The organism is Nocardioides hankookensis (assembly GCF_042658885.1).
In the GTDB taxonomy this organism is placed as follows: Bacteria; Actinomycetota; Actinomycetes; order Propionibacteriales; family Nocardioidaceae; genus Nocardioides; species Nocardioides hankookensis.
The window spans coordinates 358,605-385,467 of the sequence record NZ_JBHSRJ010000004.1 but is presented as its reverse complement, the minus strand read 5'-3'; the positions used below and the strand labels follow the sequence as shown (position 1 = coordinate 385,467).

Here is a 26,863-nt window from a genome sequence, read left to right as displayed (position 1 = left end):
TGAAACTAGCCGTTCGCCCAGGTCAACAGGCGCTCCCGCGGCCACGTGTTGACGATCCGGTCGGCGTCGATGCCGGCCTCCTCGGCCCGCTCGCAGCCGTAGACCTGGAAGTCGAGCTGCCCCGGAGCGTGCGCGTCGCTGTCGATCGAGAAGAGGCAGCCGACGTCGCGGGCCAGCTCCAGGAGGCGTGTCGGCGGGTCCCGGCGCTCGGGACGGGAGTTGATCTCGACCGCGACGTCGTGCTCGACGCAGGCCTCGAAGACCGCCTTCGCGTCGAACTGCGACTCGGCCCGGGTCCCCCGGTTGCCCATCACCATCCGGCCGGTGCAGTGCCCGAGCACGTTGGTGCGCGGGTTGCGCACGGCGCCGATCATCCGCTTGGTCATCGCCGGGGCGTCCATCTTCAGCTTCGAGTGCACGCTCGCGACCCGGACGTCGAGCCGCGCCAGCAGCTCGTCCTCCTGGTCGAGCGAGCCGTCGTCGAGGATGTCGACCTCGATCCCCTTGAGGAGGGTGAAGCCGCCGCCGAGGTGGGTGTTGACGGCGTCGACGACGCCGAGCTGGCGGGTCAGCCGCTCGGGACTGAGCCCGTGCGCGACCGTCAGCCGCGGCGAGTGGTCCGTGAGCACCAGGTAGTCGTGGCCGAGCTCGATGGCGGTGAACGCCATCTCCTCGATCGGCGAGCCACCGTCGGACCAGTCCGAGTGGGAGTGCAGGTCGCCGCGCAACGCCGCCCGCAACTCGGCGCCGCCCGCGGTGAGCGGTCCGCCGTGGTCGCGCTCGAGCGCGGCCAGCCGCTCGGGCACCTCGCCGCGGACGGCCTGCTCGATCACCTTGGCGGAGCTGGCCCCCACGCCCGGCAGCTTGGTGAGGGTGCCGTCCTCGACGGCGCGGGCGACGTCGTCGGCCGGCATCGGCAGGATCGTGGCGGCCGCGCCGCGGAACGCCTTGACCTTGTAGGTGTCCTCGCGGGCGCGCTCCAGCAGGAACGCGATCCGGCGCAGGGCCGCGACCGGCCCCCCGTCGTAGGTCCCGTCGTCCGACACGCCGTCTCCTCCCGAAATCAGTCCCGGGTTTCTTTCCTCCACACCCGGTGGAGAGCCATTGTCGCTGGTCAGCGCCGCGTGGCGGTCCCCGCGCGGCGCGTCGTCCACAGCCGTCTCCCACCGACAGGCCGCGTCCTCCACCGGCGCGGCCGCTCTTCCACAGGTTTGTCCACAACGTTGTCCACAGGCTGGGGCGGCGGCGCGTTGACCCGCGCTCCGCCCTGCTCCTAGCGTCGTCCCCAGATGAGGCCTCCGGGCCGCCGAGGGACACTCGCAAGGGGAAGGCAAGTGTCCGGCTGGCGGAGCGGGGGCCTCTTCTTCGTGGGCCGGGCTGCGCTGCTCAGCTGCCCGTGAATTCTGGAGCCCGCTTCTCCTGCGCCGCCCGGATGCCCTCCTGGAGGTCCGCGGTCGCGAGCGTGATCGGCTGGGCCATCGCCTCCCACTGCAGGCAGGCCTCGACGTCCGCGTGGCCGCCGTCGCGCAGCGCGAGCTTGGTCAGCTTGCTCGCGATCGGCGCGGTCGCGGCGATCCCGGCGGCCGTGTCGAGCACGCCGTCGAGGAACGACGCGGGCTCGTCGACCCGCGAGACCAGGCCGAGCCGCAGCGCCTCGTCGGCGTCCACGACGCGGCCGGTGAGCAGCAGCTCGCGGGCGTGCGCCTCACCGACGACGTTCGGGAGCAGGTACGTCGCCGCCATGCCGGGGTGCATCCCGAGCTTCACGAACGGCGCGCCGAGCTTCGCCCCGGCCGCGGCGTACCGGACGTCGCAGGCGAGCGCCAGGCACAGGCCGGCGCCGATCGCCGCGCCGTTGACGGCCGCGATGGTCGGGACCTCGAGGCGGCGGATCGACAGCCAGGCTCGGTAGAACGCGATCATCCGGGTGCGCAGGTGGTCGACCGACGCGTCCGGCTCGCTCGCGATCCAGGAGGTGTTCCCACCGGAGCAGAACGCCGAGCCCTCGCCGGTCACCACGACCGCGCGCACGGAGCGGTCGGCGGCCAGCTCGTCGACCGCCGCGACCCACGAGGAGGTCATCTCGTCGGACATCGCGTTGCGCTGGTCGGGGTTGTCGAGGGTGAGCAGGGCGACGCCGTCGCGGGGCTTCTCGAGGCGCAGGTGGCTGAGGCTGAGGGGGTCGTGGGACATGCGCTCAAGGTACCCACCCGGCTCCGAGCGCGCCGTGAGCGAAATCGCGCTCATCCACGGCGCGCCGGGAGCCTGTCGCACGCTCAGCCACGCGTGTCGTAGGGTCTGAGACGGTCCGGCGGCACCCCGCTGGACTCCGACGGGTCTTCCCCTTCATCCCCGTCGCGACGACCGTGAAATGAATACAAGCAAGGAGGCCGTCATGGCGGAGACCTGGAGCGGCGAGTTCTACTGCGTGAAGTGCAAGGAGAAGCGCGAGGCCGAGGGCGAGATTCGCGTCAACGACAAGGGCACGAAGATGGCCAAGGGCGTCTGCCCCGTGTGTGGCACGAACCTCAACCGGATCCTCGGCAAGGCCTGACGCACCCGCGCTCAGCGCCCCACGAGTTCCACAGCGGCGCCGCCCCTCACCGGGGCGGCGCCGCTGTCGCATTTCGGTGCGACTGCCCTGTGGACAGCCGTCCGGAGCCCCGGATCCGGGGAAGGAGGACCGCATGGACCTCCTGCGCCCGGGCCTGCACGTCGTACGCCGAGACGACCGCCACCTCCAGATCGGCCTCGACCCGCCGTGGCGGGTCGTCGTGCCCGACGAACCCGACGTGCAGGCGGTGCTCGACGACCTCGCCGCGGGCCGTGCGCCCTCCCCCGCCACCCACGCCGGGCACCGGGCGCTGCGCGAGCTGCGCACCGCCGGCATGCTCGTCCCCGCAACGAGCCCGCCGCGGTCAGGTCGGGTGGCCGTGGTCGGCGACGCGCGGCCGGCGACCGAGGTGGTCCGGCTGCTGCGCGCGGCCGACGTCGTTCCGGTGCCGGCCGACCGCGCGGACGGCGCGGACCTGGCGGTCGTGGTCGCCGCGGGTGAGCCGCCGCGCGACCTCGTCGACGACCGGGTCCGGGCGGGGCAGCCGCACCTGGTGGTCGGCGCCGGCCCCCGGGGATACCGGGTCGGCCCGTTCGTGGCGCCGGGCGCGACGGCCTGCCTGCGCTGCGTGGACGCCCACCTCGCCGAGCTCGACCCGCGTCGCGGCGTGGTCGTGGAGCAGCTCGCCGGACGACCGGCAGCGCCGGACGACCCGGTCCTCGAGAGCCTTGCCGCCGGCTGGGCGGTGCGCGACATGATCCGCTACCTCGCGGGCGCGACGCCCTCGACGTGGTCGGCGAGCGTCGACCTGGACGTCGACCTGGACCCGCAGCGGCGGTCGTGGTCGCGACATCCCCACTGCGGCTGCGCGTGGGACGCCCTCGCGCCAACTGACCGAGCGGTAAGTGGCGAGTAGGCTGCGCCGCATGACGACTTCCGGACCCGCTCGCCAACGTGCTCCCCGGGTCTCGGCGGAGCAGCGCCGCGGCGAGATCCTGGTCGCCGCGGTCGACGTCTTCGGCGGGCGCGGCTTCCACAAGGCGTCCCTGGGCGAGATCGCCGAGCGGGTCGGGATCACCCACCAGGGGATCCTGCACCACTTCGGCTCCAAGGAGCAGCTGTTCGTCGAGGCCCTCGCGCACCGCGAGCGCCTGGACGTCGCCGGCTTCGAGAACCACGAGCCGCCGCGCGGCCCCGACCTGCTGCGCCACCTCGTGCACACCGCGGTCGTCAACACCGGCCGCGTCGGCCTCGTCCAGGCGTACGTCGTGCTCTCGGCCGAGTCGGTGACCGAGGGCCACCCCGCCCAGGAGTCGTTCCGCGAGCGGTTCGCCGTGCTCCGCGGCCTGATCGTCGCCGCCCTGGAGGCGTCGCTGCCCGCCGAGGAGCACCCGGCCTCGGACGAGATCGAGTCCGCCGCGTGCGCGATCATCGCGGTGATGGACGGCCTCCAGGTGCAGTGGCTGCTGGCGCCCGAGGAGATCCAGATGCCGGCCACCGTCGCGCTCGTGATCGACGCGATCCTGGAGCGATGGGGCAGCGCGGAGCGCACCGCGGTCGCCGCCGGTTGAGCCGCCCCGGTCTCGGCAGGTAACAATTTCGCCCTCACTACTTACTTACCTGTCAGCAAGTGTGCTTAGATCGCCCCGGCCACCCGCTGTGACTGCCATCACAAGCCCGTCGCAGAGACGGCCGCCCCCTCGTGAACACGAATCTCGACATCGCACCCGGCCTCCGGCCGGACAGGGAAGGGACAGCCAGATGCGCACAGCTCGTAGGCGCCGCACCGGAGCGGCAGCCGCCCTCGCCGCGGCGGCACTGCTGCTCACCGCCGCGTGCGGCAGCAGCGACTCCGACGGGGACGGCACCTCCGCCGACTCCGGCTCGTGCAAGCCCGCCGGGAAGAAGGTCACGCTGACCTTCACCTCGTGGGTCCCCGGCATGCAGGAGACCGTCGACCTCTGGAACAAGGACAACCCCGACATCCAGGTCGACTACAAGGAGGTCGTCGGCGGCAACCAGGGCACCTACCAGGCGTACTCGAACCAGATCAAGGCCGGGAAGACCCCCGACATCGGCATGATCGAGTTCGACAACCTCCCGTCGTTCCGCCTCCAGGACGGCCTCACCAACGTGGGCGCCTGCGAGCCGGTCCAGGAGGCCAAGGACAAGTACGTCTCCTGGGCGATCGACCAGACCGGCTTCGGTGAGAAGGACGCCGTCTACGGCATCCCGATGGACATCGGCCCGATGGCGCTCTACTACCGCAAGGACCTCTTCGACAAGGCCGGCATCCCGGTGCCGACGACGTGGGACGAGTACTACGACGCCGCGAAGAAGATCGCCGCCCAGGGCGCCACGATCGGCGACTTCCCGCCCGACCAGCCGGCCTGGTTCACCTCGCTGGCCTGGCAGAACGGCGCGAAGTGGTTCTCGGTCGACGACGACACCTGGACCGTCTCCCTCGACGACGACGCGACCAAGCAGGTGGCCGACTACTGGCAGAAGCTGATCGACGAGAAGCTCGTCGACAGCGTGCCCGGCCTCGGCGACCCGCAGTGGAAGGCGCTGGACTCGGGCAAGGAGTGGTCGATCATCGGCGCCGCCTGGACCACCAAGCTGCTCGAGAGCTCGGCACCCAAGACCGCCGGCAAGTGGGCCGTCGCGCCGATGCCGCAGTGGACCGCCGGTGACAACAAGGCCGGCAACTGGGGCGGCTCGACCGCCGTCGTCTTCAAGAACTCGAAGTACCCCTACGAGGCCTCGAAGTTCGCGACCTGGGCGTTCAGCAACCTGGACGCGCTCACCCTCAACAACAAGAACGGCGGCCAGTACCCGGCCACCACCGAGGGTCAGGAGCAGCTGCCGGCGCTCACCGAGGGACTCCCCTACTACGGCGACCAGAAGGTCTGGGAGGTGTTCGCCCAGGCCTCGGCCGGGGTCGACCCGAGCTTCCAGTGGGGTCCGACGATGACCGACACCTACGCCGCGCTCGCCGACGGCCTGGGCAAGGCGGTCAACGGCCAGGGGACCCTCGACGAGGCGCTCACGTCCGCGCAGGACAAGACCGTCGAGACGATGAAGTCGCAGTCCCTGACGGTCGCGGACTGACCGCCACCACCCCGACGTGCGGCCGGCCGGCCGTCGACCTCTCCCGGCCGGCCGCACGCACCACCCGTCACCCACCGAGGACCTGGAGGACACCGACCCGATGACGGCACTGCCCCCCACGACGACGGCTCCGACGAGGACCAGGCGGCCGGCGGCTCCCTCCGGCGGCCGGCGGCACCGGCGGGCCGCGATCGGCTTCCTGACGCCGTTCCTGCTCTCGTTCGCGCTGTTCTACGTGCTGCCGATCGCGTACGCCGTCTACCAGTCCTTCTTCAAGATCGAGCGCCAGGGCACCTTCGGGGTCGCCCACGACGTGTTCGGCGGGCTCAGCCAGTACACCGAGGTCTTCTCCGACTCGGAGTTCTGGCACAGCCTGGTCCGCGTCGCCCAGTTCTTCGTGATCTCGATCCCGATCCAGCTCGGCCTCGCCCTGGTCTTCGCGCTGCTGCTGGACTCGCCGGTGCTGCGCGGGCACCGGTTCTTCCGGCTGGCGCTCTTCGCGCCGTACGCCGTGCCCGGCGTGATCGCCGCGCTGATGTGGGGCTTCCTCTTCTCCCCCGGCACCACGCCGATCCCGGCCTTCGCCGACCGCTTCGACCTGCTCGGGCCCGACCTGGTGATGTTCTCGATCGCCAGTGTCGTCAACTGGATCTACACCGGCTACAACATGCTGATCATCTACTCGGCCCTCAAGGCGATCCCGTCGGAGGTCATCGAGGCGGCGACCGTCGACGGCGCCGGACAGGTGCGGATCGCCTGGTCGATCAAGATCCCGCACGTCACCCCGGCGCTCGTGCTGACCGGCGTCTTCTCGATCATCGGCACCCTCCAGCTCTTCAACGAGCCGCAGATCTTCCGCACCATCTCGAGCGCCGTGAGCAGCACCTACACGCCCAACATGGTCGTCTACGCGACCTCGAGCATCCCCAACTACCACCTGGCGGCGGCCTACTCCGTCGTGCTCGCCGTGATCACCTGCGCGCTCTCCTTCACGTTCCTCAAGGTCACCCAGCGGAGGGCATTCCAGTGAGCACCGTCGACAGGACCCGCTTCCGCGACCGCCCGGTCCCCGTCCTCGCGGCCACGCTCTTCATGGTCGTGTGCACGGCGTACTTCCTGCTGCCGCTGTGGTGGATGGTCGTCGCCTCCAGCACCACCCGCGGCGGCCTGACCGACACCAGCCTGTGGTTCCACGGCGAGTTCGAGCTGTGGACCAACATCAAGAACGTCGTCACCTACCAGGACCACATCTACGTGCGCTGGGTCCTCAACAGCATCGTCTACGCGACGCTCGGCGCCACGATCGGCACCCTCTTCGCCGCGATGGCGGGCTACGGGCTGGCGAAGTACGTCTTCCCCGGCCGCGAGGTGGTCTTCAACGTGATCCTCGCCGGCGTCCTGGTGCCCGCGACCGCGCTGGCGCTGCCGCTCTTCCTGCTCTTCAGCAAGCTCGACCTGACCGACACGTTCTGGGCGGTGCTGCTGCCGAGCATCGTGTCGCCGTTCGGCGTCTACCTGGCGCGGATCTACGCCGCCGCCTCGGTGCCCGACGAGCTGCTCGAGTCGGCGCGCCTCGACGGGGCCGGCGAGTTCCGGGCGTTCTTCACGATCTCGTCGCGGCTGATGGCGCCCGCGCTGGTCACGATCTTCCTCTTCCAGTTCGTCACCATCTGGAACAACTACCTGCTGCCGCTGGTGATGCTCCAGAACACCAAGCTCTACCCGGTCACGCTCGGGCTCGCGACCTGGAACAGCCAGAAGGCGATCGCCGGCAACCTCCAGCTGTACGTCGTCGTCGGCGCGCTGCTGTCGATCATCCCGCTGATGATCGCGTTCCTGGCCCTCCAGCGCTTCTGGCAGAGCGGCCTCAGCGAGGGCGGCGTGAAGTCCTAGCCCCGCTCCCCCACCATCCACTTCTCGACCTGGAGTCCTCCTCGATGCCTTCCCTCGACCTGCCTGCCCTGGTCGCCCGCCTCACCCTCGAGCAGAAGGTGCGGCTGCTGACCGGCGCCGACTTCTGGGCGTTGTACGACGAGCCCGCGATCGGGCTGCGCCGGATGGTGACCTCCGACGGTCCCGCCGGCGTGCGCGGCGAGCTCTGGGACGAGCGCGACCCGTCGACCAACATCCCCTCGCCCACGGCCATCGCGGCGAGCTGGGACCCCGAGCTGACCGCGACCCTCGGCCAGCTGCTCGCGCACGAGGCCCGTCGCAAGGGCGTCGACGTCGTGCTGGCACCCACCGTCAACCTGCACCGCTCGCCGTACGGCGGCCGGCACTTCGAGTGCCTCAGTGAGGACCCGGTGCTGACCGGCTCGATCGGCGCCGCGCTCGTCGAGGGGCTGCAGTCGCAGGGCGTCGCCGCGACCGTCAAGCACTTCGTCGCCAACGACTCCGAGACCGACCGGCTCACCTACGACGCGCAGGTCGACGACCGCACGCTGCGCGAGCTCTACCTGGCGCCGTTCGAGACGATCGTCCGCGACGCCGGCGTGTGGTCGGTGATGGCGGCGTACAACTCCGTCAACGGCTCGACGATGACCGAGAGCCCGATGCTGCGGGCGATCCTGCACGAGGAGTGGGGCTTCGACGGCGTCACCATGACCGACTGGTACGCCGGCCGCTCGACCGAGGCGGCGGCGCGTGGCGGGCTCGACCTGATCATGCCCGGGCCGACCGGGCCGTGGCGTGAGGCGCTCGTCGACGCCGTCCGCGACGGGCGGGTCGACGAGACCGACGTCGACGCCAAGGTCCTGCGGTTGCTGCTGCTCGCCACCCGCGTGGGTGCCCTCGCCGACGGCCCGGGGTCCCGGGCCGTCGAGCCCTGGACCGACGCCGAGAGCGACGCCCTGGTCCAGCGGGCCGCCGCCGCCGGCTTCGTCCTCGTGCGCAACGCTCCCGTCGGTGGGACCCCGGTGCTGCCCGTGCGACCCGGTATCAAGCGGGTGGCTGTGATCGGCCCCAACGCTCGCGAGGCCCGCTTCCTCGGCGGCGGCAGCGCCCTGGTCTTCCCGCCCGCAACCGTCTCCCCGCTCGCCGGGCTGGTCGCCGCGCTCGGACCCGACGTCGAGGTGACCTACTGCCTCGGCGCCCGCGGCCACGAACGGGTCTCGGCCGCGGACCCCGCGCTGCTGACGACCCCGGACGGCGAGCCGGGCATCCGGGTCGAGTTCCGCGGCTCCGGCGGCGAGGTCCTCGGCGTGGACCGCCGCCTGGGCTCGGCGTTCAACTGGAACAACGCCTTCGAGGGTGTCGACCCCGCCCTGATCACCGAGATCGCGCTGGACGCGGTCGTCACCGCCGACCAGACCGGCGACTACCGGATCGGCGCCTCCGGCGTCGGTCGCTACCGGCTGCGCCTCGACGACCAGCCCGCTTTCGACGAGCTGCTCGAGCTGCCGCCCGGTGCCGACCCGGTCGAGGGGCTGATGCGCCCGCCGCAGGAGTGGGCGACCGTGGCGCTGACCGCGGGCCAGGCCGTCCGGGTCTCGCTCGTGCACGTCGTCAAGGACCACACGGCCGATGAGGACCTGCTCGTGTCGATGCAGCTCGCCGTGGACTGCACCGTCGAGGACGACGACGCCTCGCTCGCCCACGCCGTCGCCGACGCGGCTGCCGCGGATCTCGCGGTCGTCGTGGTCGGCACCAGCGAGGAGGTCGAGAGCGAGGGCTTCGACCGCACCAGCCTGGCGCTCCCGGGTCGTCAGGACGAGCTGGTGCACCGGGTCGCGGCGGCCCGCCCCGAGACCGTCGTGGTCGTCAACGCCGGTGCACCGGTGCTGATGCCCTGGCGGGACGAGGTCGCCGCGACCCTGCTCGCCTGGTTCCCCGGCCAGGAGTTCGGCGGCGCTCTCGCCGACGTGCTGCTCGGCCGGGTCGAGCCCGGCGGCCGGCTGCCCACCACCTGGCCAGCGTCGGAGGACGCGGCGATGCCCTCGACCACCCCGGTCGACGGCCGCCTCGACTACACCGAGGGCCTGCACATCGGCTACCGCCGGTTCCTGCGCGACGGCGTCGAGCCGGCGTACTGGTTCGGGCACGGCCTCGGCTACACGACCTGGTCGTACGACGACCTCACGACCAGCGGCACCGAGGTGGCGGTCACCGTGACCAACACGGGCGACCGGGCCGGGCGCGAGCTCGTGCAGGTCTACCTCGCGCGGCCCGACAGCGCGGTCGAGCGGCCCGTGCGCTGGCTGGTCGGGCACGCCTGGGTCGAGGCGGAGCCGAACGCCAGCGCGACCGCGCGGATCGGCGTACCGGCGCGGGCCTTCGAGCACTGGGCCGACGGCGGCTGGGTGCGTGAGCCGGGCGCCTTCACGGTCGAGGTCGGCCGGTCAGCCGGCGACATCGTGCTGAGCGTCGAGGTCTGAGCGTCACCACCACTCGCTGTCGAGCTTGCCCTCCATCGCACGCAGGTGGGTGCGGGAGCACTCGTCGCAGTAGACGCGCTGGCGTCCCCGCTCGGTCGCCGTGGTCCAGGTGAGCGTCTTCGCCTCGTCGCTCTCCTGCTTGCCGCAGAAGTCGCAGGTCGTCACCGGTCCAACGTACGCCCCTCCGACGGCCGAGAGCCGGCCCCGACGTCGTACGTCGGGACCGGCTCTCGGGGTCGGTGTCGGTGGTCCTAGAGCGCGCGAGCGAGGGCCAGACGCGCCTGCTGTGCCGCCTGCTCGGCCTTGCGGCTGAGTCGACGGGCACGGGCCAGCTGGAAACCCAGCTGGAGCTGGTGCGCCTCTCCCAGGCGCTCGGACATTTGCGCTCGGGCCAGATTTTCGTGAAGAAGATTCATCTCGGTGAGTCCGTTCGGGTTCGTGTTCGTGGAGGTGTTCATCGGAGTCATGTCGACTTTCTAGATCTGCGGCGTGCTCAGAGCGTGCGGGCGATGGCGAGACGGGCCTGCTGGGCGACCTGCTCGGCCCGGCGGCCGGAGCGGATCACACGGGCCAGACGGCGGCCCTGTCGGCAGTGCTGCGCCTCGACGAGTCGCGTGCTCACCTGAGCGCGAGCCAGGTCCTCGGTGCTGAAGTTCATCTCGGTGTCCTTTGACGTCGTTGTCGGAGGGTGGTGCTGGCGGGTGCTGCGGGACGCTGCCTAGGCGGCGACTTCGTTCTTGCGGGGACGGCCGCGCGGACGCTTGCGCGGGATCACCACGCCCTGGAGGAAGAGCTGGCCTCCCCAGACTCCCCACGGCTCGCGACGCTCGAGGGCGCCGTCGAGGCAGAGGGTCCGGACCGGGCAGTCCAGGCAGAGCTCCTTGGCGAACTCCACGTCGCTGGGCGACTCGGCGAACCAGAGCTCCGGGTTGTTGACCCGGCAGGGCAGCAGCTCTTCGTCGACCCGGTTGGCCTGGTCGTGGAGCTGGCCCAGGCTGATCTCCTGGGCCGACACCTCGGCAGTCCCATCGGTGCGGACGAGTTCACTGATGGTCATGTTTCACCTCCTTCTTCTGACCTGATCGCTGGGGTGTGCGGTGCTGGTGGTCGTTCGGAAAACAGAAAGGCCGCGAATCCCGGTTCGGGATTCGCGGCCTGGAGGCTGCCGATGGCTGTTGGGTGTCAACAGGTCGGTGGTCTCCAGGCAGAGGTCCCCGGGAAGTAGGACTGGGTGAGACCCAGGCCCGCCTTGGCGGCATCCGTGGTGCCGGCAATCGCTGCCACTCGCTCGCGCACGACGGTCGTCGCGCAGGAGACGTGGCTGCCCATGGGCATGCCGAAGCCGGACGGGATCTGAGCCGTCATCCAGAGCTTGTTGCTGTTCATGTGGAGCCACCTCCTTCGATGCGTAGTGCGCCGGTCGTGCCAGGACCGAGATGCGCTGCTGGTCAAGTGAGAGAAAACTATCGGTACATACAGGTAAGGGGCAAACGATTTACTGACCATTTCTCAAAAAGTTTCTGCCACCCCTCGGGGGGAGGCTCAGTCGACCAGCGTGAGGACGTCCTCGCCGTACTTCTCGACCTTGGAACGGCCGATCCCGCTGATCTTGAGCAGCGCCTCGTTGGTCCGCGGCTTGTGCTCGGCGATCAGCTGCAGGGTCGCGTCGGTGAAGACCACGAACGCCGGCTTGCCCTCCTCGCCGGCGCGCTCGCGGCGCCACTCGCGCAGCTTCTCGAAGAGCGCCTCGTCGTACGACGCCGGGCAGTCCGCACAGCGGCCGACCTTCTTCTCCGCGCCCGTCGACAGCGGCCGGCCGCACTCCCGGCAGCTGGCCACCTTGCGGCTGCGCGGCTGCTCACCGGTGGTGCGCGCCGACTCGGGCAGCAGCGGGTCGAGGAACCTCGACGGCTTGCGCGACGCGCGGCCGCCGGGGTTGCGGGCCAGCGACCACGACAGCGACAGGTCGACGCGAGCCCGGGTCATGCCGACGTAGAGCAGCCGGCGCTCCTCCTCGATCGCGGCCGGAGACTCGGCGTAGGTGATCGGGAGGGTGCCGTCCTGGAGCCCGCACAGGAAGACCGAGTCCCACTCGAGTCCCTTGGCCGCGTGGAACGTCGCGAGGGTGACGCCGTCGGCGACCGGGGCGTGCTGCTCCGAGGCGCGGCGGTCGAGGTCGTCGACGAAGGCGTTCAGGTCGGCGCTCCGGCCCTCGACGGGCGTCGCGGCGAACTCCGTGGCCTGGTCGACCAGCGCCTGCCAGGACTCCCAGCGGTCGCGGGTCTGGCCGCGGCCGGTGGGCGGCTCGGCCTTCCAGCCCATGCCGCCGAGGATGCCGGTGACGGCGGCGACGACGCCGTCGTCGGCGCCCTCGCCCGACCGGGCAGCACCGCGGAGCCGGGTCACGGCCTCGCGCACCTCGGCGCGGTCGAAGAAGCGGGCGGCGCCGCGGACGACGTAAGGGATGCCGCGAGCGGAGAGCGCCTCCTCGAACGACTCGGACTGGGCGTTGATGCGGAAGAGCACGGCGACCTCGCCGAGCGAGCGGCCGGCGTCGCGCAGCCGCGCGATCTGGGCGGCGACCGCGTCGGCCTCGGCGACCTCGTCGGGCCGCGGGGTGTAGCTGACCGACGGGCCCGAGGGCCGCTGCGCGCGCAGGTCGACCCCGCGGCTGCTCGAGGCGGCGAGCAGCGTGTTGGCCGCGTCGACCACCTCGGGGGTCGAGCGGTAGTTGCGGACCAGCTCGATGGAGGCGGCCGAGGGGTACTCGGTGCGGAAGTCGCGCAGGTAGCGCGCGTCGGCGCCCGCGAACGAGTAGATCGTCTGGGCGGGGTCGCCGACCACGCACAGCTCGTCGCGGCCGCCGAGCCAGAGCCGCAGCAGGGCCCACTGCAGGGGCGAGACGTCCTGGAACTCGTCGACGACGAACCACTTGTACTGGCTGCGGACCTGGGCGGCGACGCGCTCGTCCTCGTCGAGGAGCCCCGCCGTGAGCAGCAGGACGTCCTCCATGTCCATCCGGCCCTGGCCGCGCTTGACGTCCTCGTAGGCCGCGAAGACCCGCGCGACGGTGTCGTGGTCCTGGCCGGAGACCGACCGGCCGCGGGTGCGGGCGACCCGGGCGTAGTCGTCGGGGTGGACGTTGCTGACCTTGGCCCACTCGATCTCGGAGGCGAGGTCGCGCAGCAGCGCCTGGTCGGCGTTCAGCCGCTGCCGACGGGCGGCGGAGGCGAGCAGGCCGATCTTGGACTCGATGAGCGTCGGCAGCTCGGTGCCCTGGACCCGCGGCCAGAAGTAGCGCAGCTGGCGCAGCGCGGCGGAGTGGAACGTCCTCGCCTGGACCCCACCGGCGCCCAGAGCACGCAGCCGTCCACGCATCTCACCGGCGGCCCGGGTCGTGAACGTGACCGCGAGGACCTCGGTCGGCGCGTAGACGCCGGTCGCGACCCCGTGGGCGATGCGGTGCGTGATCGCCCGGGTCTTGCCGGTGCCGGCACCTGCCAGCACCCGGACCGGACCGCGCAGCGCCTCGGCGACCTGGCGCTGCTCGGGGTCGAGGGCGTCGAGGAGGTCGGGCATCTGCGGGAACAACTCCTGGGCTGCGATGGTTGGATCCGGTGGACGATCCACACCCTAGACGTCGGAGGCGACAGTCCCAGATGAGCAGCTCCTTCACCATGTACACCACCCCCTGGTGCGGCTACTGCCACCGGCTGAAGAGCCAGCTCGACCGTGAGGGCATCCCCTTCGACATCGTCGACATCGAGCAGGACCCGTCGGCCGCGCAGATCGTCGAGTCGGCCAACAACGGCAACCAGACGGTCCCGACGCTGGTCTACTCCGACGGCACCGCGCAGACGAACCCGTCGCTGATCCAGGTGAAGGCCAAGCTCGAGGAGCTCGCCTCCGCCTGAGGCCTCACCACTGAGGCCTCACCACTGGCCGGGCAGCTCCCCGCCGTACCAGTGCTCGACCAGCGACCGGCTGATCGAGACACCGCGCGGCAGCAGCAGGGTGCCCGCCTCGGCGAGCGACTTCATCTCCGCGCGGGTGAACCAGCGCGCGTCCTCCAGCTCGTGGTGGTCGACCTCGATGTCGGTCGAGACGGCCCGGCCGATGAAGCCGAGCATCAGGCTGGCCGGCAGCGGCCACGGCTGGTTGCCGAAGTACTCGACCGCGCCCACCTCGATGCCGGACTCCTCCCGCACCTCACGTCGTACGGCGTCCTCGAGGGTCTCCCCCGGCTCGCAGAAGCCCGCCAGCGTGGAGTAGCGGCCCTCGGGCCAGGTCGCGCCGCGGCCGAGCAGGCAGCGCTCGTCCTCGGAGCCGGGCTCGCCGGACGTGACCACCATGATCACCGCCGGGTCGGTGCGCGGGAACTGGGTGTGCCCGTTGGCGCAGACGAGCTCGTGGGCCGACGAGCGCGGCTGGAGCGGCTCGCCGCAGCGCGGGCAGAAGCGGGTGACCCACAGCCACTCGGCGAGGCCGAGCGCGTGGAAGACCAGGGGCGCCCCGGCGAGCGTGTCGTCGGCGAGGAAGGGCAGCAGGCCGCGCAGCGGCGCCCAGCCGCCGTCGGTCCTCGAGACCTCGGCGTCCACGATGACCGCGAACCAGGTGCGCCCGTCGTGCTCGCCGAGAAGCACCCGCAGGCCCTCGGGCGCCTCGGCGGGCGCCACCCAGTCGAGGCTGCCCTCATGCGGCTTGACGCGGGTGCCGGAGACGACCAGGACCCGGCTCTCCGGGTCGGCCCACTTCTCCTCGAGCCACGCGTCGTCGGCGCGGTGCACCCCGGCCCGGTCGTGCGCGCCGGCGGAGAGGCGCTCGTGCTGATACGTCACCCGGTCGAGGCTAGTCATAGGCTCCAGCAGGTGAGCACCCACATCGGCGCCCAGGCCGGAGACATCGCCCCCCTCGTCCTGATGCCGGGCGACCCGCTGCGCGCGAAGTGGATCGCGGAGACGTTCCTCGAGGACGCCCGCTGCTACACCGAGGTGCGCGGCATGTACGGCTTCACCGGCACCTGGCGCGGCCACCGCGTCTCGGTCCAGGGCTCCGGCATGGGCCAGCCCTCGCTGGCGATCTACGCCAACGAGCTCTTCCGGGAGTACGACGTGCAGTCGGTCATCCGGGTCGGCTCGTGCGGCGCGATGACCGAGCGGGTCGCCGTGCGCGACATCGTCATCGCCTCCGGCGCCTGCACCGACTCGTCGATGAACCGGATCGCGTTCGAGGGCCTCGACTACGCGCCGGTCGCCGACTTCGGGCTGCTGCGCGCGGCGGCGGAGGCTGCCGGGGTCTCGACGGGCTCGACCAACGGAACGGCGCACGTCGGGCTGATCTACAGCAGCGACTCCTTCTACCCGGCGCGGCCCGAGCTGTCCGCGCGGATGGTCGACTACGCCGTGCTCGCGGTGGAGATGGAGGCGAGCGCGCTCTACACGCTGGCGGCCAAGCACGGCCGCCGAGCGCTGGCGATCTGCACCGTCTCCGACCACCTCGTCACCGGCGAGGAGACGACCTCGCAGGAGCGCGAGCAGACCTTCGGCGCGATGGTCGAGATCGCGCTCGAGGCGGGCACCGCTCAGAGCTGACTGAGTCGGCGGTCCCGGGCCTCGTGCGTCAGCCACCCGGCGAACGCCACGTTGTCGACACCGAGGTTGGGCGGCAGGTTGACGGTGCCATGACGCCGGCGCCGCCAGCGGCGAGCCAGGACCCGCACCAGCCAGGGACGTCGAGCCCGCCAGGCCTCGTAGCACTCCACGCTCAGGACGAGCGCGACCCACCGGTTGTGGTTGGCCGTGTAGCCGAACGCTCCGCCCAGCTCCGACCACGGCACCCGCAGGTAGCCGTGGCGGACCGTGATGCCGTCGGCGTCGACCACCACCTGCGGCGAGCGCCAGCTCCCGACCCGCGCCACCTGCTTGACCGTCATGACGAGCATCGGCACCGCGAGCAGCAGCAACAGTGCGCCGACGACCCGGCCGCCGAGCCCGGTGAAGGCGAGCAGCCCCACAGCGATGAGGCCCAACCAGACGGCGACGACGACGTAGACGAGGCTCCGCCCGCGTCGCACGTCGGCGCAGACCCGGCCCGAGCTGCGCAGCTCGACGGACCACGCCACGCCCTGGGGGTCGGTCGTCACCATGCCGGGGGTGTGCCCGGCCACGTCGCCGGGTGAAACATCCGGGACCGGGCGGGTGTTCACCCAGCGTGGAGACGTACGACGCGGTGGTGATCGGGGCCGGCCAGGCCGGCCTGTCGGCGTCGTACCACCTCAAGCGCCGCGGGCTCTCCCACGTCGTCCTCGACGCCGACGACTCACCCGGCGGCGCGTGGCAGCACCGGTGGGACTCGCTGACGATGCACGACGTGCACGGCATCGCAGCGCTCCCCGACTCGGCATCGCCGGGCACGCCGGAGGGCCGCGCCAACACCGTGGTGCCGGCGTACTTCGGCGACTACGAGCGCACCCACCACCTGCCGGTGCTGCGACCGGTGCGGGTCGACCGCGTGACCGACGAGGGCGAGCTGCTCGTCGTGCACGCCGGCGACCGCACCTGGCGGACCCGGACGATCGTCAACGCCACCGGCACCTGGACCCAGCCGCACCTGCCCTACTACCCCGGCATCGCCGACTTCCGCGGCGAGCAGCTGCACACGGTGTCCTACCCCGGCCCCGAACACTTCCGGGACAAGCGGGTCGTCGTGGTCGGGGGCGGCGCCTCGGCGGTGCAGCTGCTCGGCGAGGTCGCGCCGGTCGCGGCCGACACGCTCTGGGTCACGCGCCGCGAGCCGGTGTGGCGCACCGACGAGTTCAACCCCGACCGGGGCCGCCAGGCGGTGGCGCTGGTCGAGGAGCGGGTACGCCGTGGCCTGCCACCCGCGAGCGTGGTCAGCGTGACGGGCCTGGCGCTGCGCGAGCAGGAGCGCGAGGCCGAGCGGCTCGGGGCGTACGAGCGGCACCCGATGTTCGAGCGCATCGAGCCCGGCGGCGTACGCCTGCCGGACGGCGGGCTCTGGCCGGCCGACGTGATCCTCTGGGCGACCGGCTTCCGGCCCGCGATCGCGCACCTCGCTCCCCTGCACCTGCGCTCGGAGCACGGCGGCATCCAGCTCGACCGGGCCGGGACGACCGCCGTCGCCGACCCGCGGGTGCAGCTGGTCGGCTACGGCCCGTCCGCGAGCACCATCGGCGCCAACCGGGCCGGCCGCTCCGCCGCGCGCGGGGTGGCCCGCTGGTTGGAGGACGTCAGGTCCGCGGCACGCGCCGGATGACGCCCTCGGGGTTGGGCACGCCGCTCAGGTCCGCGATCGTCTCCGGGTCGGCGGCGCCGACCACCGCGGCGGCGCGGTCGAGCGCCTCCGACAGCTCGGCCGCCAGGTCGCGGGTGGCGGCGCGCGTGAAGGGGTACGACGGCGGGTCCTTCTCGATGCCCAGCTCGAGGCCAAGCGCCGCGCGTCCTGCGGCGTACGAGCCCAGGAACGCCGGCATGCACGCGAGCAGCGCCCGGTAGCGGACCCAGCGGTGGTTGTCCCACCCGGTCGCGTGCGGCTCGCGGTAGTGGTCGCTGCCGAACTGCTCGACCATCGCCGCTGCGGCGGCCGCACCGCGAGCGCCCAGGCCGTCGATGACGTCGCGCTCCATGTCGAGGTTGAGCCCGCCCTCGCGGTCGGTCTGGAAGACCTTCACGATCCGGTCGCGGTAGCCCGGGAACTGCAGGTGCGACGAGTCGTTCCAGTTGCGGGCGGTGCCGAACGCCAGTCCGGCGAACCCGGTCAGGGCGCCGATCCCGGAGGTCGGGAGGTCGGAGTACGTCGCCGGGATGACGTCGTTGGTCCGGGCGTACTCGATGTTGCGGCTCTGGTCGGGGTCCGGGGCCCGGTCGTCGGGGAACGAGCCGAGGTTGATCGCGAACGTCGGCCGGGTCGGCAGCGCGCCGTCGAAGAACTGCACCGGGAAGTTGCTGCACAGCCCGCCGTCGGAGAACCAGAGCCGGCGGAAGCTGACCGCGGAGATCGGCGTCGGTCGCTCGTCGCGGAGCGCGGCCCGCACCGCCGCCACCGACATCGGCGTGTCCTCGGCGCCGAAGTCGACGTCCCACATCGGCACCGCGGAGATCAGCGCCGGGAAGCTCAGGGAGAGCCGGGTGGCGACGATGACCGGGAGCGACCTCGCCGGCGGCAGCCGGCGCAGGCCGCGCCGGCTGGCGACCAGGTCGAGCCAGCCGGTCTCCGTCGTGACGTCGTCCACGTCGGCCGGCACCGGGTCGCTGCCTGCGCGCAGCGCCGCCATCACGTGCGGCGGGAAGAGCGTCTCCCACACCGACTCCTCGTAGAAGAAGGTGCGGACCTCCATCGGGAGCTCGTAGGGCCGGCCGAAGCTCAGGCAGGTCGTGATCATCCGGAGGTCGATCTCCGGGTGCGCCGGCATCGGCGTCCCGAACCCGGCGACCGGTCGCGCCACCTCGCCGGCCCACAGGTCACCGAAGAGCAGGGGGCGCTGCGCATCGGTGAGGACCGCCGCGTCGTCGATGGCGTCGGAGAGCCACTCCGTGAAGCCCGGCGTGCCGTTCGTGCCCAGACCCCGGCAGATGCCGAAGAGGTTGGTCGGTACGTCGACGGTGGCGATCCGGACGAGCCGGAGGCCGACCGCGACCAGCCAGCCGACCACCGCGAGCAGGACACCGGCGACCGCGAGCAGGATCCCGGCGACGTCACCGTCCAGGACTCCGACGACGACCAGTGCGACGCCGGGGAGCAGCCCGGCGACCGAGGTCAGGGGGAAGGTGCGCAGCACGGCGGGCAGCAGTGCCGCCCAGCCCGAACGCAGGTAGGCGAAGAGCAGGCGCAGCAGCCCGGCGGTGCGCGGCTGGGCCTGGAAGAGCTCGCCCAGCGCGCCGTCACCGAGGGTGGCGGGCAGCTTGGCCACCGCGTCGAAGCCGCCGCGCTCGCGGCCCAGTTCGGCCGCCGCGCCGACGGCCGCGCCGATCGCGCCGGCCGAGGTGCCGCCGAGCCCGCGGAAGCGGTAGCTCTCCGCCAGCCGGACCAGCGCCGCCGGGTAGATCACTCCCGAGGTGATGCCCCCCTTCATGACGAGGTCGCACTGCTGCTCCGGGCGCTGCGTCGTACCCATGGTGCCTCCGAGATCGCTGGGTAGGGGTCAGTGTGACCGAGTCAGCCGGCGTTCACGATGGCCCGTTCGGGGCACCCAGCAGGGCCTCCAGCTCGACACGGCCCGGCAGGTCGTCGGGCTCGACCAGCTGGCCGGTGCGCACGTAGTAGAAGGCGGCCCGCACCTGCTCGGGCGCCAGCCCGTGCAGCTCCGCCCAGGCGAGCCGGTAGATCGCGAGCTGCAGCGGGTCGGCGCTCGCCGACCGGTTGGTCTTCCAGTCGACGAGCAGGTAGCGGTCGCCGTCGGCGTAGACGGCGTCGATCCGGCCTCGGACCACCTGGCCGGCCAGCACGAGGGCGAACGGCGCCTCGACCTGGTGCGGCGTACGGGTCGCGAACGGCCCGGTCTCGAACGTCGCGATCAGGTCCTTGAGGTCGGCGTCGTCGTCGATGCCGGCGTCACCGCGCCCCGGGAGGTCGCCGTAGTCGAAGAGGTCCTGCTGCCCGAACCGGGCCTCGACCCAGGCGTGGAAACGGGTGCCGAACCGCGCGGCCGAGGACGGCGGGCGCGGCATCGGCCGGGCCAGCTCGCGCGCGAACGTCTCGGGGTCGTCGTGGAGCCGGCCCAGCGCGGTGGCGGACAGGCTGCTCGGGAGGGGTACGGCGATGTCGGTGCTGCGGTCGCGCCGGGCTTCGACGAGCAGCCGGTCCAGCTCGGCGTCCCACTCGGCGACCCGGGCGGCCTCGATCATGTCGAGCCCGTGGTCGACCGACGCGACGTCGACCGAGCGGACCCGACCGGCGGCCTCGATGCGCAGCGCCGCCTCGCGCCCGACCCCGGTCGGCGGCCAGGGACGCGACGGGTCGACGGCGTCATAGGGGTTGGGGTCGCCCTTCACCGGCTTGTCGAGCCAGCCGTCGGTCGGCTCTCCCCACGCCTCGAGCTGGTCGCGCACGGTCGCCTGGTAGGCGGACGGCCCGAACGGCGTGGCCCGGGTGCTCCAGAGGTACGACGTGACGGAGAGGTGGTGGGCGGCGCGGGTGAAGGCGACGTAGCCGAGCCGCAGCTCCTCCTCCGCGTCGTGGGCGCGGGTGTCCTGGCGGTAGGCGTCGAGGGCGGCCTTGTCCCAGCCCTGGAGCTGCGGCAGGTCGCGGGCGTCGCCGCGCAGCGGCGCCGGGAGGATGGAGGGCGAGGAGGTCCACAGCGTGCGGGAGCGGTTGGACGGGAAGCGTGTCTCGCAGACCCCGACCAGGAAGACCGAGTCCCACTCGAGTCCCTTGGAGCGGTGCACCGTCAGCAGCTTGACCGAGTCGGCCTCGGTGGGAGTGGCGACGTCCAGGCCGTTGCCCTGGTCGTCCTCGGCCGTCAGGTAGGCCAGCAGCGCCGGCAGCGTGACGTCGCCGTCGACCGCCTGGAACTCCGCCACCGCCTTGACGAAGAGGTCGAGGTTGTCGCGGCGCGCACCGGCAGCCGGGCTCACCGCGGACGCGAGCTCGACATCGGTGCCGCTGGTGTCGATGATCCGCCGGACGATGTCGAGCAGCGGCTCCCCGACGTACGTGCGCAGCATCCGCAGCTCCGCCGACAGCAGGGCGAACCGCTCCAGCGCCTCGGCGGAGTACAGCGCGTCACCGGGGTCGGCGAGCGCGTCGTCGAGCGACGGGATCTCGGCGGGGTCGATGCCGTCGGCGATCTCGAGCAGGTGGTCGGTGATCGAGGCGGGCTCGCCGCCACGGCCCTGACGACCGGCGATCTCCAGCGCCCGTCGGCTGAGCAGGCGCAGGTCACGCGGCCCGATCGCCCAGCGCGGACCGGTGAGCAGGGTCAGCAGCGACGCGTTCGCGGTGACGTCGTGCAGCAGGTGGAGGGTCGCGACGATCTCGGCGACCTCGGGCAGCCGGAGCAGCCCGGAGAGCCCGACGATCTCGACCGGGACGCCCGCGGAGGTGAGCGCGTCGAAGACGTCCTCGGCGTGCGCGTTGTCGCGGGTGAGGACCCCGATCGCGGCCCATGACCCGGCGTGCGCCTCCTGCACGGCCGTGACCAGGTGGTCGAGCTCGTCGCCGTGGGTCTCGAAGACGCCGAGCGTCACGGAGCCGACCTCGGCACCCGGCTTGGCGACCAGCGGCTCGACCTGGCCGTACTTCTCGTAGAGCGGCGCCGCGAGCCGGTTGGCGACCTCGAGGATGCGCGCGTCGGAGCGACGGTTGACGGTGAGCGGGTACGTCGGGACCTCGCCGGTCACCGCCGGGAAGGTGTCGGCGAAGTTGAGGATGTTGGAGACGGACGCACCGCGCCATCCGTAGATCGCCTGGTTGGGGTCGCCGACCGCGGTGACCGCGTGCCCCTCGCCGAACAGCCGGGACAGCATCGTCGCCTGCGCGACCGAGGTGTCCTGGTACTCGTCCAGCAGCACCACCTTGAACCGCGAGCGCTCCAGCGCACCGACGTCGGGCTGCTCGCTGGCGAGACGCGCGCCGAGCTCGATCTGGTCGGAGAAGTCCATCAGCCCGAGGTCGCGCTTGAGCCGGCGGTAGGCCTCGACCAGGCCGAGCAGCTCGCCGCGCCGGTCGATCGCGGAGATCGCCTTCTCGACCGGCTCGCGGTAGGTCGTCCGCGCCTTGCCGGCGACCTCCTCGAAGAGCGCCCGCTCGAACCCGGTGCGCGCGTCGGCGTCGAGGGCGCGGACGTCGGCAGGCGTGACGAGGTGCTCGCTCATCGCACTGTCGAGCGCCAGGAGGTTCTGGATCGCCGTCGCCGGGTGGTCGGTGAGGTGGCGGACCTCGCCGGTGAAGCGGTCGACCGCCCGCGCCCCGAGCTGGTAGCGCGCCGCGTCGGTGATCACCCGGGTGTCGGGCTCGTGCCCGATGCGCAGGCCGTGGTCGGTCAGCAGGGTCGAGGCGTAGGCGTTGTAGGTCGCGACCGTCGGCTCGAGCACGTCCCCCTCGTCGTCGGTCTCCTCCAGCGCGCCGGCGGTCGTGAGGGCGGCGCGGATCCGGTGGCGGAGCTCGCTGGCCGCCTTGGTGGTGAAGGTGAGGCCGAGCACCTCGTCGGGGCGCACCTGGCCGGTGACGACGAGGTAGACCACACGGGCGGCCATCAGCGTGGTCTTGCCGGAGCCCGCGCCGGCGATCACGACGGCGGGGCTGAGCGGGGCCGAGATGGCGGCCCACTGCTGGTCGCTGGGCGCGTAGTCGGTCCTCATCACCCGGGCGAGGTCCTCGGGGGTCGCGATGTCAGCGATCATTGCGACGTCACCGACCCGGCGCCCTTGATCGGGCAGATCGGCACGAACGAGCAGTCGCGGCAGTGCTGGCCGGAGACGGCCGGGAACTCCTCGGCACGCAGCAGCGACGCCGTGTGCCGCAGGCGCTCGCGGAGCAGGGTGCGGTCGGGGCCGTCCTCGGGCTGCACGTCCTGCGCCTGCACGACGGCGGTGGTGCTGTCGTCGAGGATGCCGAGCTGGATCAGCTCGGCGCCGCCGGCATGCGCCGGCGCCGACTCCGGGCCATCGATGCGGTCGTCGACAGCCCCGTGGTCGACGGCGTACTGATAGAGCCCGAGCTGCACGTGGGACTCGACGGCCTTGTTGCTCGGCTTGGTGCGGCCGGTCTTGAGGTCGACCACGACGACGTTGCCGTCGGCGTCGAGCTCGAGCCGGTCGGCGTAGCCGGTGAGCTGGACCTGCTCGCCGTTGTCGAGCTCGACGACGGTGGCGAACCTGGCCTCGGTCTCGAGCAGCCGGCGCGGGTTGTCGAGGTGCCACTGGAGGAACCTGCCGAGCGCGGCGCGGACGCGCTCGTGCTCGCGGGCCTTCGACCACGGCGTGCGGAAGTCGAGCCGGTCCCAGACCGCGTCGACGTGCTCCATCAGCACGTCGACGGCGGGCTCGACCTCGCCGTCGGCGACCCGCTGGGCGAGGGCGTGCATCAGCTCGCCGAGGTTGGCCGACTGGTGGGCGCGGGCGACGCCGCCGGCCTCGCGCTCGAGGAACCACTGGGTCGGGCACACCATCAACGACTCGAGCACGCTGGCCGACACCGGCACCGGCTGGTCGGGGTCGCGCACCGGCTGCACCGAGCGGCTCGCCGCGCGGGTGCCCCACCAGGTCGAGGGATCGGCGCTCGGGACCAGCGCCCGCTGGCCGACCGACTCCCCTGCCAGACGGGCGAGGCGGCGCGCGGCCGCGTCGCGCAGCGGCTCGCTGGTGGTCGGGTCGGCGAGGGTGCGGCGCAGCTCGCTGACGAGGCCGGCCATCGACAGCGGTCGCACCGGACGGCCGACGACCTTGTCGACGGTGACGCCGAGCTCGTCGAGGAAGCGCGACGGCTGCTCGCCCTCGTCCTCGGCCGACGCGACGGCGGTGACGACGAGCCGCTGCCGCGCGCGCGTGCACGCGACGTAGAAGAGCCGGCGCTCCTCCATCAGCAGCTCGCGCGCGGAGACGGGCGGGACGATGCCGTCCTCACCGATCCGGTCGGCCTGGAGCAGGGTCGAGCGGCGCCGGAGGTCGGGCCACCCCTCCTGCTGGACGTGGGCGACGACGACCAGCCGCCACTCCAGGCCCTTGGACCGGTGCGCCGTCAGCAGGCGCACGGCGGCGCCGCGGGCGCCCCGGTCGGCAAGTGTGTCGGCCGGGATCTGCTGCTGGACCAGGGTGGCGAGGAAGGCCCGGACGCCGACGTGGTCGCGCTGCTCCTCGGCGCGGGCGGCGACCTCGAAGAGCGCGCAGACCGAGTCGAGGTCACGGTGGGCGCGGCGCGCGGCCCCGCCACCCAGGTCGACGGAGCGGCGCAGGCGGGCCGGCCAGCCGGTGCGCGACCAGAGCGTCCACAGGATCTCCTCCGCGGAGGCGCCGCCGGCCAGGTCGTCGCGCGCGTCGACGAGCAGCTGGGCGAGTGCCCGCACACGCGTGACCTCCGGGCCCTCGAGCCCGTCGAGCGTCCCCGACTGCACGACGGCCGCCCGGACCAGCTCGCGCGAGGTGCGCGGCACCCGCTCCTCGGCCTTGCTCTGCTCCTTCTCGCGGGCGCGCAGCTGGCGCGCGAGGCGGCGTACGTCGCCGGCGTCGAGACCGCCGAGCGGTCCGAGCAGCAGCGCTTCTGCGCGGGCCGGGTCGAGGAAGTCGACGTGCTCCACGTCGGTGTTGTCCAGGTTGACGACCGCGCGCAGGCCATCGATCAGCGGCAGCACCGCCGGGTCGCGGACCAGCGGCACCTCGTCGCTGGCGACCTCGACGGGGACGCCGGCGGCACCGAGGGCACGGCGCAGCGGCGGGATCGAGGTGCGCCCGGACCGGACCAGGACCGCCATGTCGTCCCAGGCGATGCCGTCCTCGAGGTGGGCGCGTCGGAGCAGGTCGGCGAGGTGCTCGGCCTCGGCGCGCTCGGTGTCGAAGGTGCGCACGACGACGCGTCCGTCGCCGGCCGGGCCGTGCTGCGCCTCGGGCGCGAGGAACGCCTCGCGTGCCTCGAGCGGGATCGAGCCGGGCAGCGCGAGCCGGTGTGCGACGCGTTGCGACGCGACCAGCAGGCGCGGCCCGAAGCGGCGCGTCGTGCGCAGCGCGACCACGTCGGCGGGGGCGCCGTCGGCGCGCGGGAACTCGGTCGGGAAGTCGAGGATGCCGCGCACCTCGGCGCCGCGGAAGCCGTAGATCGACTGGTGCGGGTCGCCCACGACCGTGAGGTCGCGGCCGTCGCCGGCGAGGGCGCGGAGCAGGGCCACCTGGCCGGGGTCGGTGTCCTGGTACTCGTCCACGAAGACGTGGCGCAGCTTGGCGCGCAGCTCGTCGCGGTGTGCCTCGGCCTCGATGGTCGCGCGCCGGATGAGGTCGGCGTAGTCGATGGCGCCCTGGCTGTCGAGGCTGTCGAGGTACTGGTCGAGGAAGAGCCCGGCGGCGACGAGCTCGGGCAGGCCCTCGGACTCGCCGAGCAGGCGCAGGTCCTGACCGTCGAGGCCCTTCTCGCGCGCGCGGGACAGGACGGTGTGGACCTCGCGGGCGAAGCCCCGGGTGCCGAGCGCGCGGGCCAGCGAGTCCGGCCACCGGACCGACTCCGGGTGGTCGGTCAGGAGCTCGCGGAGCACGACGTCCTGCTCGGGGGCGCTGAGCAGCCGAAGCGGCGCCTCGTAGAGCTCCGCGGGCGCGTAGCGGCGGATCAGCGCGTAGGCGAAGGAGTGGAACGTCGAGCTCAGCGTGGTCGACATGGTGCGGCCGAGCCGGGCGGTGACCCGGTCGCGCAGCTGCTCGGCGGCCTTGCGCGAGAAGGTCAGGGCCAGCACCTCGTCGGGTCGGGCGCCGCGGTGCTCGATGCGGTCCACGATCGCCTCGACCAGCGTGGTGGTCTTGCCGGTGCCCGGTCCGGCGAGCACGAGCAGCGGCCCGCCCGGGTGGTCGACGACGCGCTGCTGGTGCTCGTCGAGGGTGGGGACGTCGACCGCCGCCTCCGGCCGCACGAGGCGGTAGGAGATCGGGGTGGTCGTCATGTGATTATTCGACCACCTGGCACCGACAGCGCCCGACAATGGGGCGGTGAGTCAGAGAACCGTTGCCATCCTCGCCTTCGACGACATGGAGGTGCTGGACTACGCCGGGCCCTACGAGGTCTTCAACGTGGCCGGGGAGCTGGGCGAGGGTGCGCCGTTCTCGGTCTTCTCCGTCGGGCTGACCGGAGGCGCGGCGGTCGGCCGCGGCGGGTTCACCGTGCAGCCGACGTACTCCCTCGACGACGCGCCGCCGGCGGACCTGCTGGTGGTCCCGGGCGGCGCCGGGACCCGTCCGCTGCTCGAGGACGAGCGGCTGCTCGCCTGGCTGCGCGACCGCGCGGGTGAGGTCGAGCTGCTGCTCTCGGTCTGCACCGGCGCGCTGCTGCTCGGCGCCGCCGGACTGCTGGAGCACCAGTCGGCGACGACCCACCACGACGCGTTCGACGAGCTCGCTGCGCTGTCGCCGACCACGACCGTCGTGCGCGGCCAGCGCTTCGTGCGATCCAGCGAGCGGGTCGTCACGTCCGCCGGTGTCTCGGCCGGCGTCGACGCGAGCCTGTACGTCGTGCAGTTGCTCACCGACGCCGAGACCCGCGATCGGGCCGTGACCGAGATGGAGTGGATGTGGCAGTCCTGAGCTGCCCGAGCCTGAGCCTGCGAAGGCTCGGACGCAGCAGCCAGGTCGAGTGGCTGCGCGGCCGAGGCACGAGGCCGCGACCGGCGTATCGAGACCGACCGAGGGGTCTCGATACGCTCGCTGGCGCTCGCTACTCGACCAACGAGCAGGTGGTCGAGTGGCTGCGCGGCCGAGGCACGAGGCCGCGACCGGCGTATCGAGACCGACCGAGGGGTCTCGATACGCTCGCTGGCGCTCGCTACTCGACCAACGAGCAGCTGGTCGAGTGGCTGCGCGGCCGAGGCACGAGGCCGCGACCGGCGTATCGAGACCGACCGAGGGGTCTCGATACGCTCGCTGGCGCTCGCTACTCGACCAACGAGCAGGTGGTCGAGTAGCTGCGCGGCCGAGGCACGAGGCCGACCGGCGTATCGAGACCGACCGAGGGGTCTCGATACGCTCGCTGGCGCTCGGTACTCGACCAACGAGCAGGTGGTCGAGTGGCTGCGCGGCCGAGGCACGAGGCCGCGACCGGCGTATCGAGACCGACCGAGGGGTCTCGATACGCTCGCTGGCGCTCGCTACTCGACCAACGAAGAATCGCTCGCTGGCGC

Annotated in this window: 24 protein-coding genes; 11 read left to right on the top strand and 13 right to left on the bottom strand. The window is 72.4% G+C overall.

Features of this window, described 5'->3' with window-relative positions; translation table 11 throughout:
* Positions 1-5: 5 nt before the first annotated feature.
* Together ACFPYL_RS08250 and ACFPYL_RS08245 are read right to left on the bottom strand one after the other, a co-directional pair.
* The gene (locus tag ACFPYL_RS08250; protein WP_379152813.1) at positions 6-1,046 is read right to left on the bottom strand and encodes a PHP domain-containing protein; all 1,041 of its coding nucleotides are present in this window, start codon (positions 1,044-1,046) and stop codon (positions 6-8) included.
* 340 nt (positions 1,047-1,386) lie between these two features.
* The gene (locus tag ACFPYL_RS08245) at positions 1,387-2,193 is read right to left on the bottom strand and encodes an enoyl-CoA hydratase/isomerase family protein (protein ID WP_379152811.1); all 807 of its coding nucleotides are present in this window, start codon (positions 2,191-2,193) and stop codon (positions 1,387-1,389) included.
* A 202-nt stretch (positions 2,194-2,395) separates the two neighbouring features.
* On the opposite strand from ACFPYL_RS08245, the gene ACFPYL_RS08240 reads away from it, so the two are divergent.
* The 7 genes from ACFPYL_RS08240 (at position 2,396) to ACFPYL_RS08210 (ending at position 10,038) form a co-directional block, all read left to right on the top strand.
* Positions 2,396-2,554, top strand: a complete 159-nt coding sequence (locus tag ACFPYL_RS08240) for a DUF5679 domain-containing protein (RefSeq protein ID WP_165356914.1) — start codon at positions 2,396-2,398, stop codon at positions 2,552-2,554.
* A 133-nt stretch (positions 2,555-2,687) separates the two neighbouring features.
* On the top strand, positions 2,688-3,470 hold the full coding sequence (locus ACFPYL_RS08235; RefSeq protein ID WP_379152809.1) for a hypothetical protein: 783 nt from the start codon (positions 2,688-2,690) through the stop codon (positions 3,468-3,470).
* A gap of 10 nt (positions 3,471-3,480) precedes the next feature.
* Positions 3,481-4,125, top strand: a complete 645-nt coding sequence (locus ACFPYL_RS08230) for a TetR/AcrR family transcriptional regulator (RefSeq protein WP_379152807.1) — start codon at positions 3,481-3,483, stop codon at positions 4,123-4,125.
* Positions 4,126-4,315: 190 nt separating this feature from the next.
* Positions 4,316-5,665 (top strand): ABC transporter substrate-binding protein, encoded by a 1,350-nt coding sequence (locus ACFPYL_RS08225; RefSeq protein WP_379152805.1) that lies wholly within the window; start codon positions 4,316-4,318, stop codon positions 5,663-5,665.
* Positions 5,666-5,765: 100 nt separating this feature from the next.
* Positions 5,766-6,695 (top strand): carbohydrate ABC transporter permease, encoded by a 930-nt coding sequence (locus tag ACFPYL_RS08220; RefSeq protein ID WP_379152803.1) that lies wholly within the window; start codon positions 5,766-5,768, stop codon positions 6,693-6,695.
* Complete coding sequence (locus ACFPYL_RS08215) at positions 6,692-7,558, top strand: carbohydrate ABC transporter permease (RefSeq protein ID WP_379152801.1); 867 nt, start codon at positions 6,692-6,694, stop codon at positions 7,556-7,558. The genes ACFPYL_RS08220 and ACFPYL_RS08215 overlap by 4 nt, the downstream gene beginning before the upstream one ends.
* A 44-nt stretch (positions 7,559-7,602) precedes the next feature.
* A complete protein-coding gene (locus ACFPYL_RS08210) occupies positions 7,603-10,038 on the top strand; it encodes a beta-glucosidase family protein (protein WP_379152799.1) in 2,436 nt (811 codons plus the stop codon).
* A 3-nt stretch (positions 10,039-10,041) separates the two neighbouring features.
* Here the strand turns inward: ACFPYL_RS08210 and ACFPYL_RS08205 are convergent, their stop codons facing one another.
* The 6 genes from ACFPYL_RS08205 to ACFPYL_RS08180 form a co-directional block, all read right to left on the bottom strand.
* A complete protein-coding gene (locus ACFPYL_RS08205; protein ID WP_379152797.1) occupies positions 10,042-10,203 on the bottom strand; it encodes a hypothetical protein in 162 nt (53 codons plus the stop codon).
* Between the two features lie 86 nt (positions 10,204-10,289).
* Positions 10,290-10,505, bottom strand: a complete 216-nt coding sequence (locus ACFPYL_RS08200; RefSeq protein WP_379152795.1) for a hypothetical protein — start codon at positions 10,503-10,505, stop codon at positions 10,290-10,292.
* Between the two features lie 26 nt (positions 10,506-10,531).
* Positions 10,532-10,696, bottom strand: coding sequence for a hypothetical protein (locus ACFPYL_RS08195; protein ID WP_379152793.1), 165 nt, complete (start codon positions 10,694-10,696; stop codon positions 10,532-10,534).
* Positions 10,697-10,756: 60 nt separating this feature from the next.
* Positions 10,757-11,095, bottom strand: coding sequence for a WhiB family transcriptional regulator (locus tag ACFPYL_RS08190; RefSeq protein ID WP_379152791.1), 339 nt, complete (start codon positions 11,093-11,095; stop codon positions 10,757-10,759).
* A 125-nt stretch (positions 11,096-11,220) separates the two neighbouring features.
* Positions 11,221-11,424 carry a hypothetical protein gene (locus ACFPYL_RS08185; RefSeq protein ID WP_379152789.1) on the bottom strand — a complete coding sequence of 68 codons (204 nt, stop codon included), beginning with the start codon at positions 11,422-11,424 and terminating at the stop codon, positions 11,221-11,223.
* Between the two features lie 156 nt (positions 11,425-11,580).
* A complete protein-coding gene (locus tag ACFPYL_RS08180) occupies positions 11,581-13,617 on the bottom strand; it encodes an ATP-dependent DNA helicase UvrD2 (protein WP_379152787.1) in 2,037 nt (678 codons plus the stop codon).
* 80 nt (positions 13,618-13,697) lie between these two features.
* Here ACFPYL_RS08180 and ACFPYL_RS08175 point away from each other — a divergent pair, with 80 nt between their 5' ends.
* Positions 13,698-13,952, top strand: a complete 255-nt coding sequence (locus ACFPYL_RS08175) for a mycoredoxin (RefSeq protein ID WP_379152785.1) — start codon at positions 13,698-13,700, stop codon at positions 13,950-13,952.
* Between the two features lie 18 nt (positions 13,953-13,970).
* Here the strand turns inward: ACFPYL_RS08175 and nudC are convergent, their stop codons facing one another.
* A complete protein-coding gene (nudC, locus tag ACFPYL_RS08170) occupies positions 13,971-14,876 on the bottom strand; it encodes an NAD(+) diphosphatase (RefSeq protein WP_379152783.1) in 906 nt (301 codons plus the stop codon).
* Between the two features lie 30 nt (positions 14,877-14,906).
* On the opposite strand from nudC, the gene deoD reads away from it, so the two are divergent.
* Positions 14,907-15,629: a purine-nucleoside phosphorylase gene (deoD, locus tag ACFPYL_RS08165; RefSeq protein WP_379152781.1), complete on the top strand. Its 723-nt coding sequence runs from the start codon at positions 14,907-14,909 to the stop codon at positions 15,627-15,629.
* On the opposite strand, the gene ACFPYL_RS08160 is transcribed toward deoD, so the two are convergent.
* Positions 15,620-16,204: a hypothetical protein gene (locus ACFPYL_RS08160; protein WP_379152779.1), complete on the bottom strand. Its 585-nt coding sequence runs from the start codon at positions 16,202-16,204 to the stop codon at positions 15,620-15,622. The two genes, deoD and ACFPYL_RS08160, sit on opposite strands and share 10 nt — an antisense overlap.
* A gap of 44 nt (positions 16,205-16,248) precedes the next feature.
* Here ACFPYL_RS08160 and ACFPYL_RS08155 point away from each other — a divergent pair, with 44 nt between their 5' ends.
* A complete protein-coding gene (locus tag ACFPYL_RS08155; RefSeq protein ID WP_379152777.1) occupies positions 16,249-17,313 on the top strand; it encodes an FAD-dependent oxidoreductase in 1,065 nt (354 codons plus the stop codon).
* On the opposite strand, the gene ACFPYL_RS08150 is transcribed toward ACFPYL_RS08155, so the two are convergent.
* From ACFPYL_RS08150 to ACFPYL_RS08140, 3 genes are read right to left on the bottom strand one after another with little or no spacing between them, the layout of a single operon-like run.
* Positions 17,288-19,171 (bottom strand): hypothetical protein, encoded by a 1,884-nt coding sequence (locus tag ACFPYL_RS08150; protein ID WP_379152775.1) that lies wholly within the window; start codon positions 19,169-19,171, stop codon positions 17,288-17,290. The two genes, ACFPYL_RS08155 and ACFPYL_RS08150, sit on opposite strands and share 26 nt — an antisense overlap.
* A 52-nt stretch (positions 19,172-19,223) precedes the next feature.
* Positions 19,224-22,397: a UvrD-helicase domain-containing protein gene (locus ACFPYL_RS08145; RefSeq protein WP_379152774.1), complete on the bottom strand. Its 3,174-nt coding sequence runs from the start codon at positions 22,395-22,397 to the stop codon at positions 19,224-19,226.
* Entirely contained in the window at positions 22,394-25,633 is a 3,240-nt protein-coding gene (locus ACFPYL_RS08140; RefSeq protein ID WP_379152772.1) for an ATP-dependent helicase, read from the bottom strand. Before ACFPYL_RS08140 ends, ACFPYL_RS08145 begins: the two co-directional genes overlap by 4 nt.
* A gap of 46 nt (positions 25,634-25,679) precedes the next feature.
* Between ACFPYL_RS08140 and ACFPYL_RS08135 the strand changes: the two genes are divergently transcribed.
* Positions 25,680-26,270, top strand: a complete 591-nt coding sequence (locus ACFPYL_RS08135) for a DJ-1/PfpI family protein (RefSeq protein ID WP_379152770.1) — start codon at positions 25,680-25,682, stop codon at positions 26,268-26,270.
* Positions 26,271-26,863 lie beyond the last annotated feature (593 nt).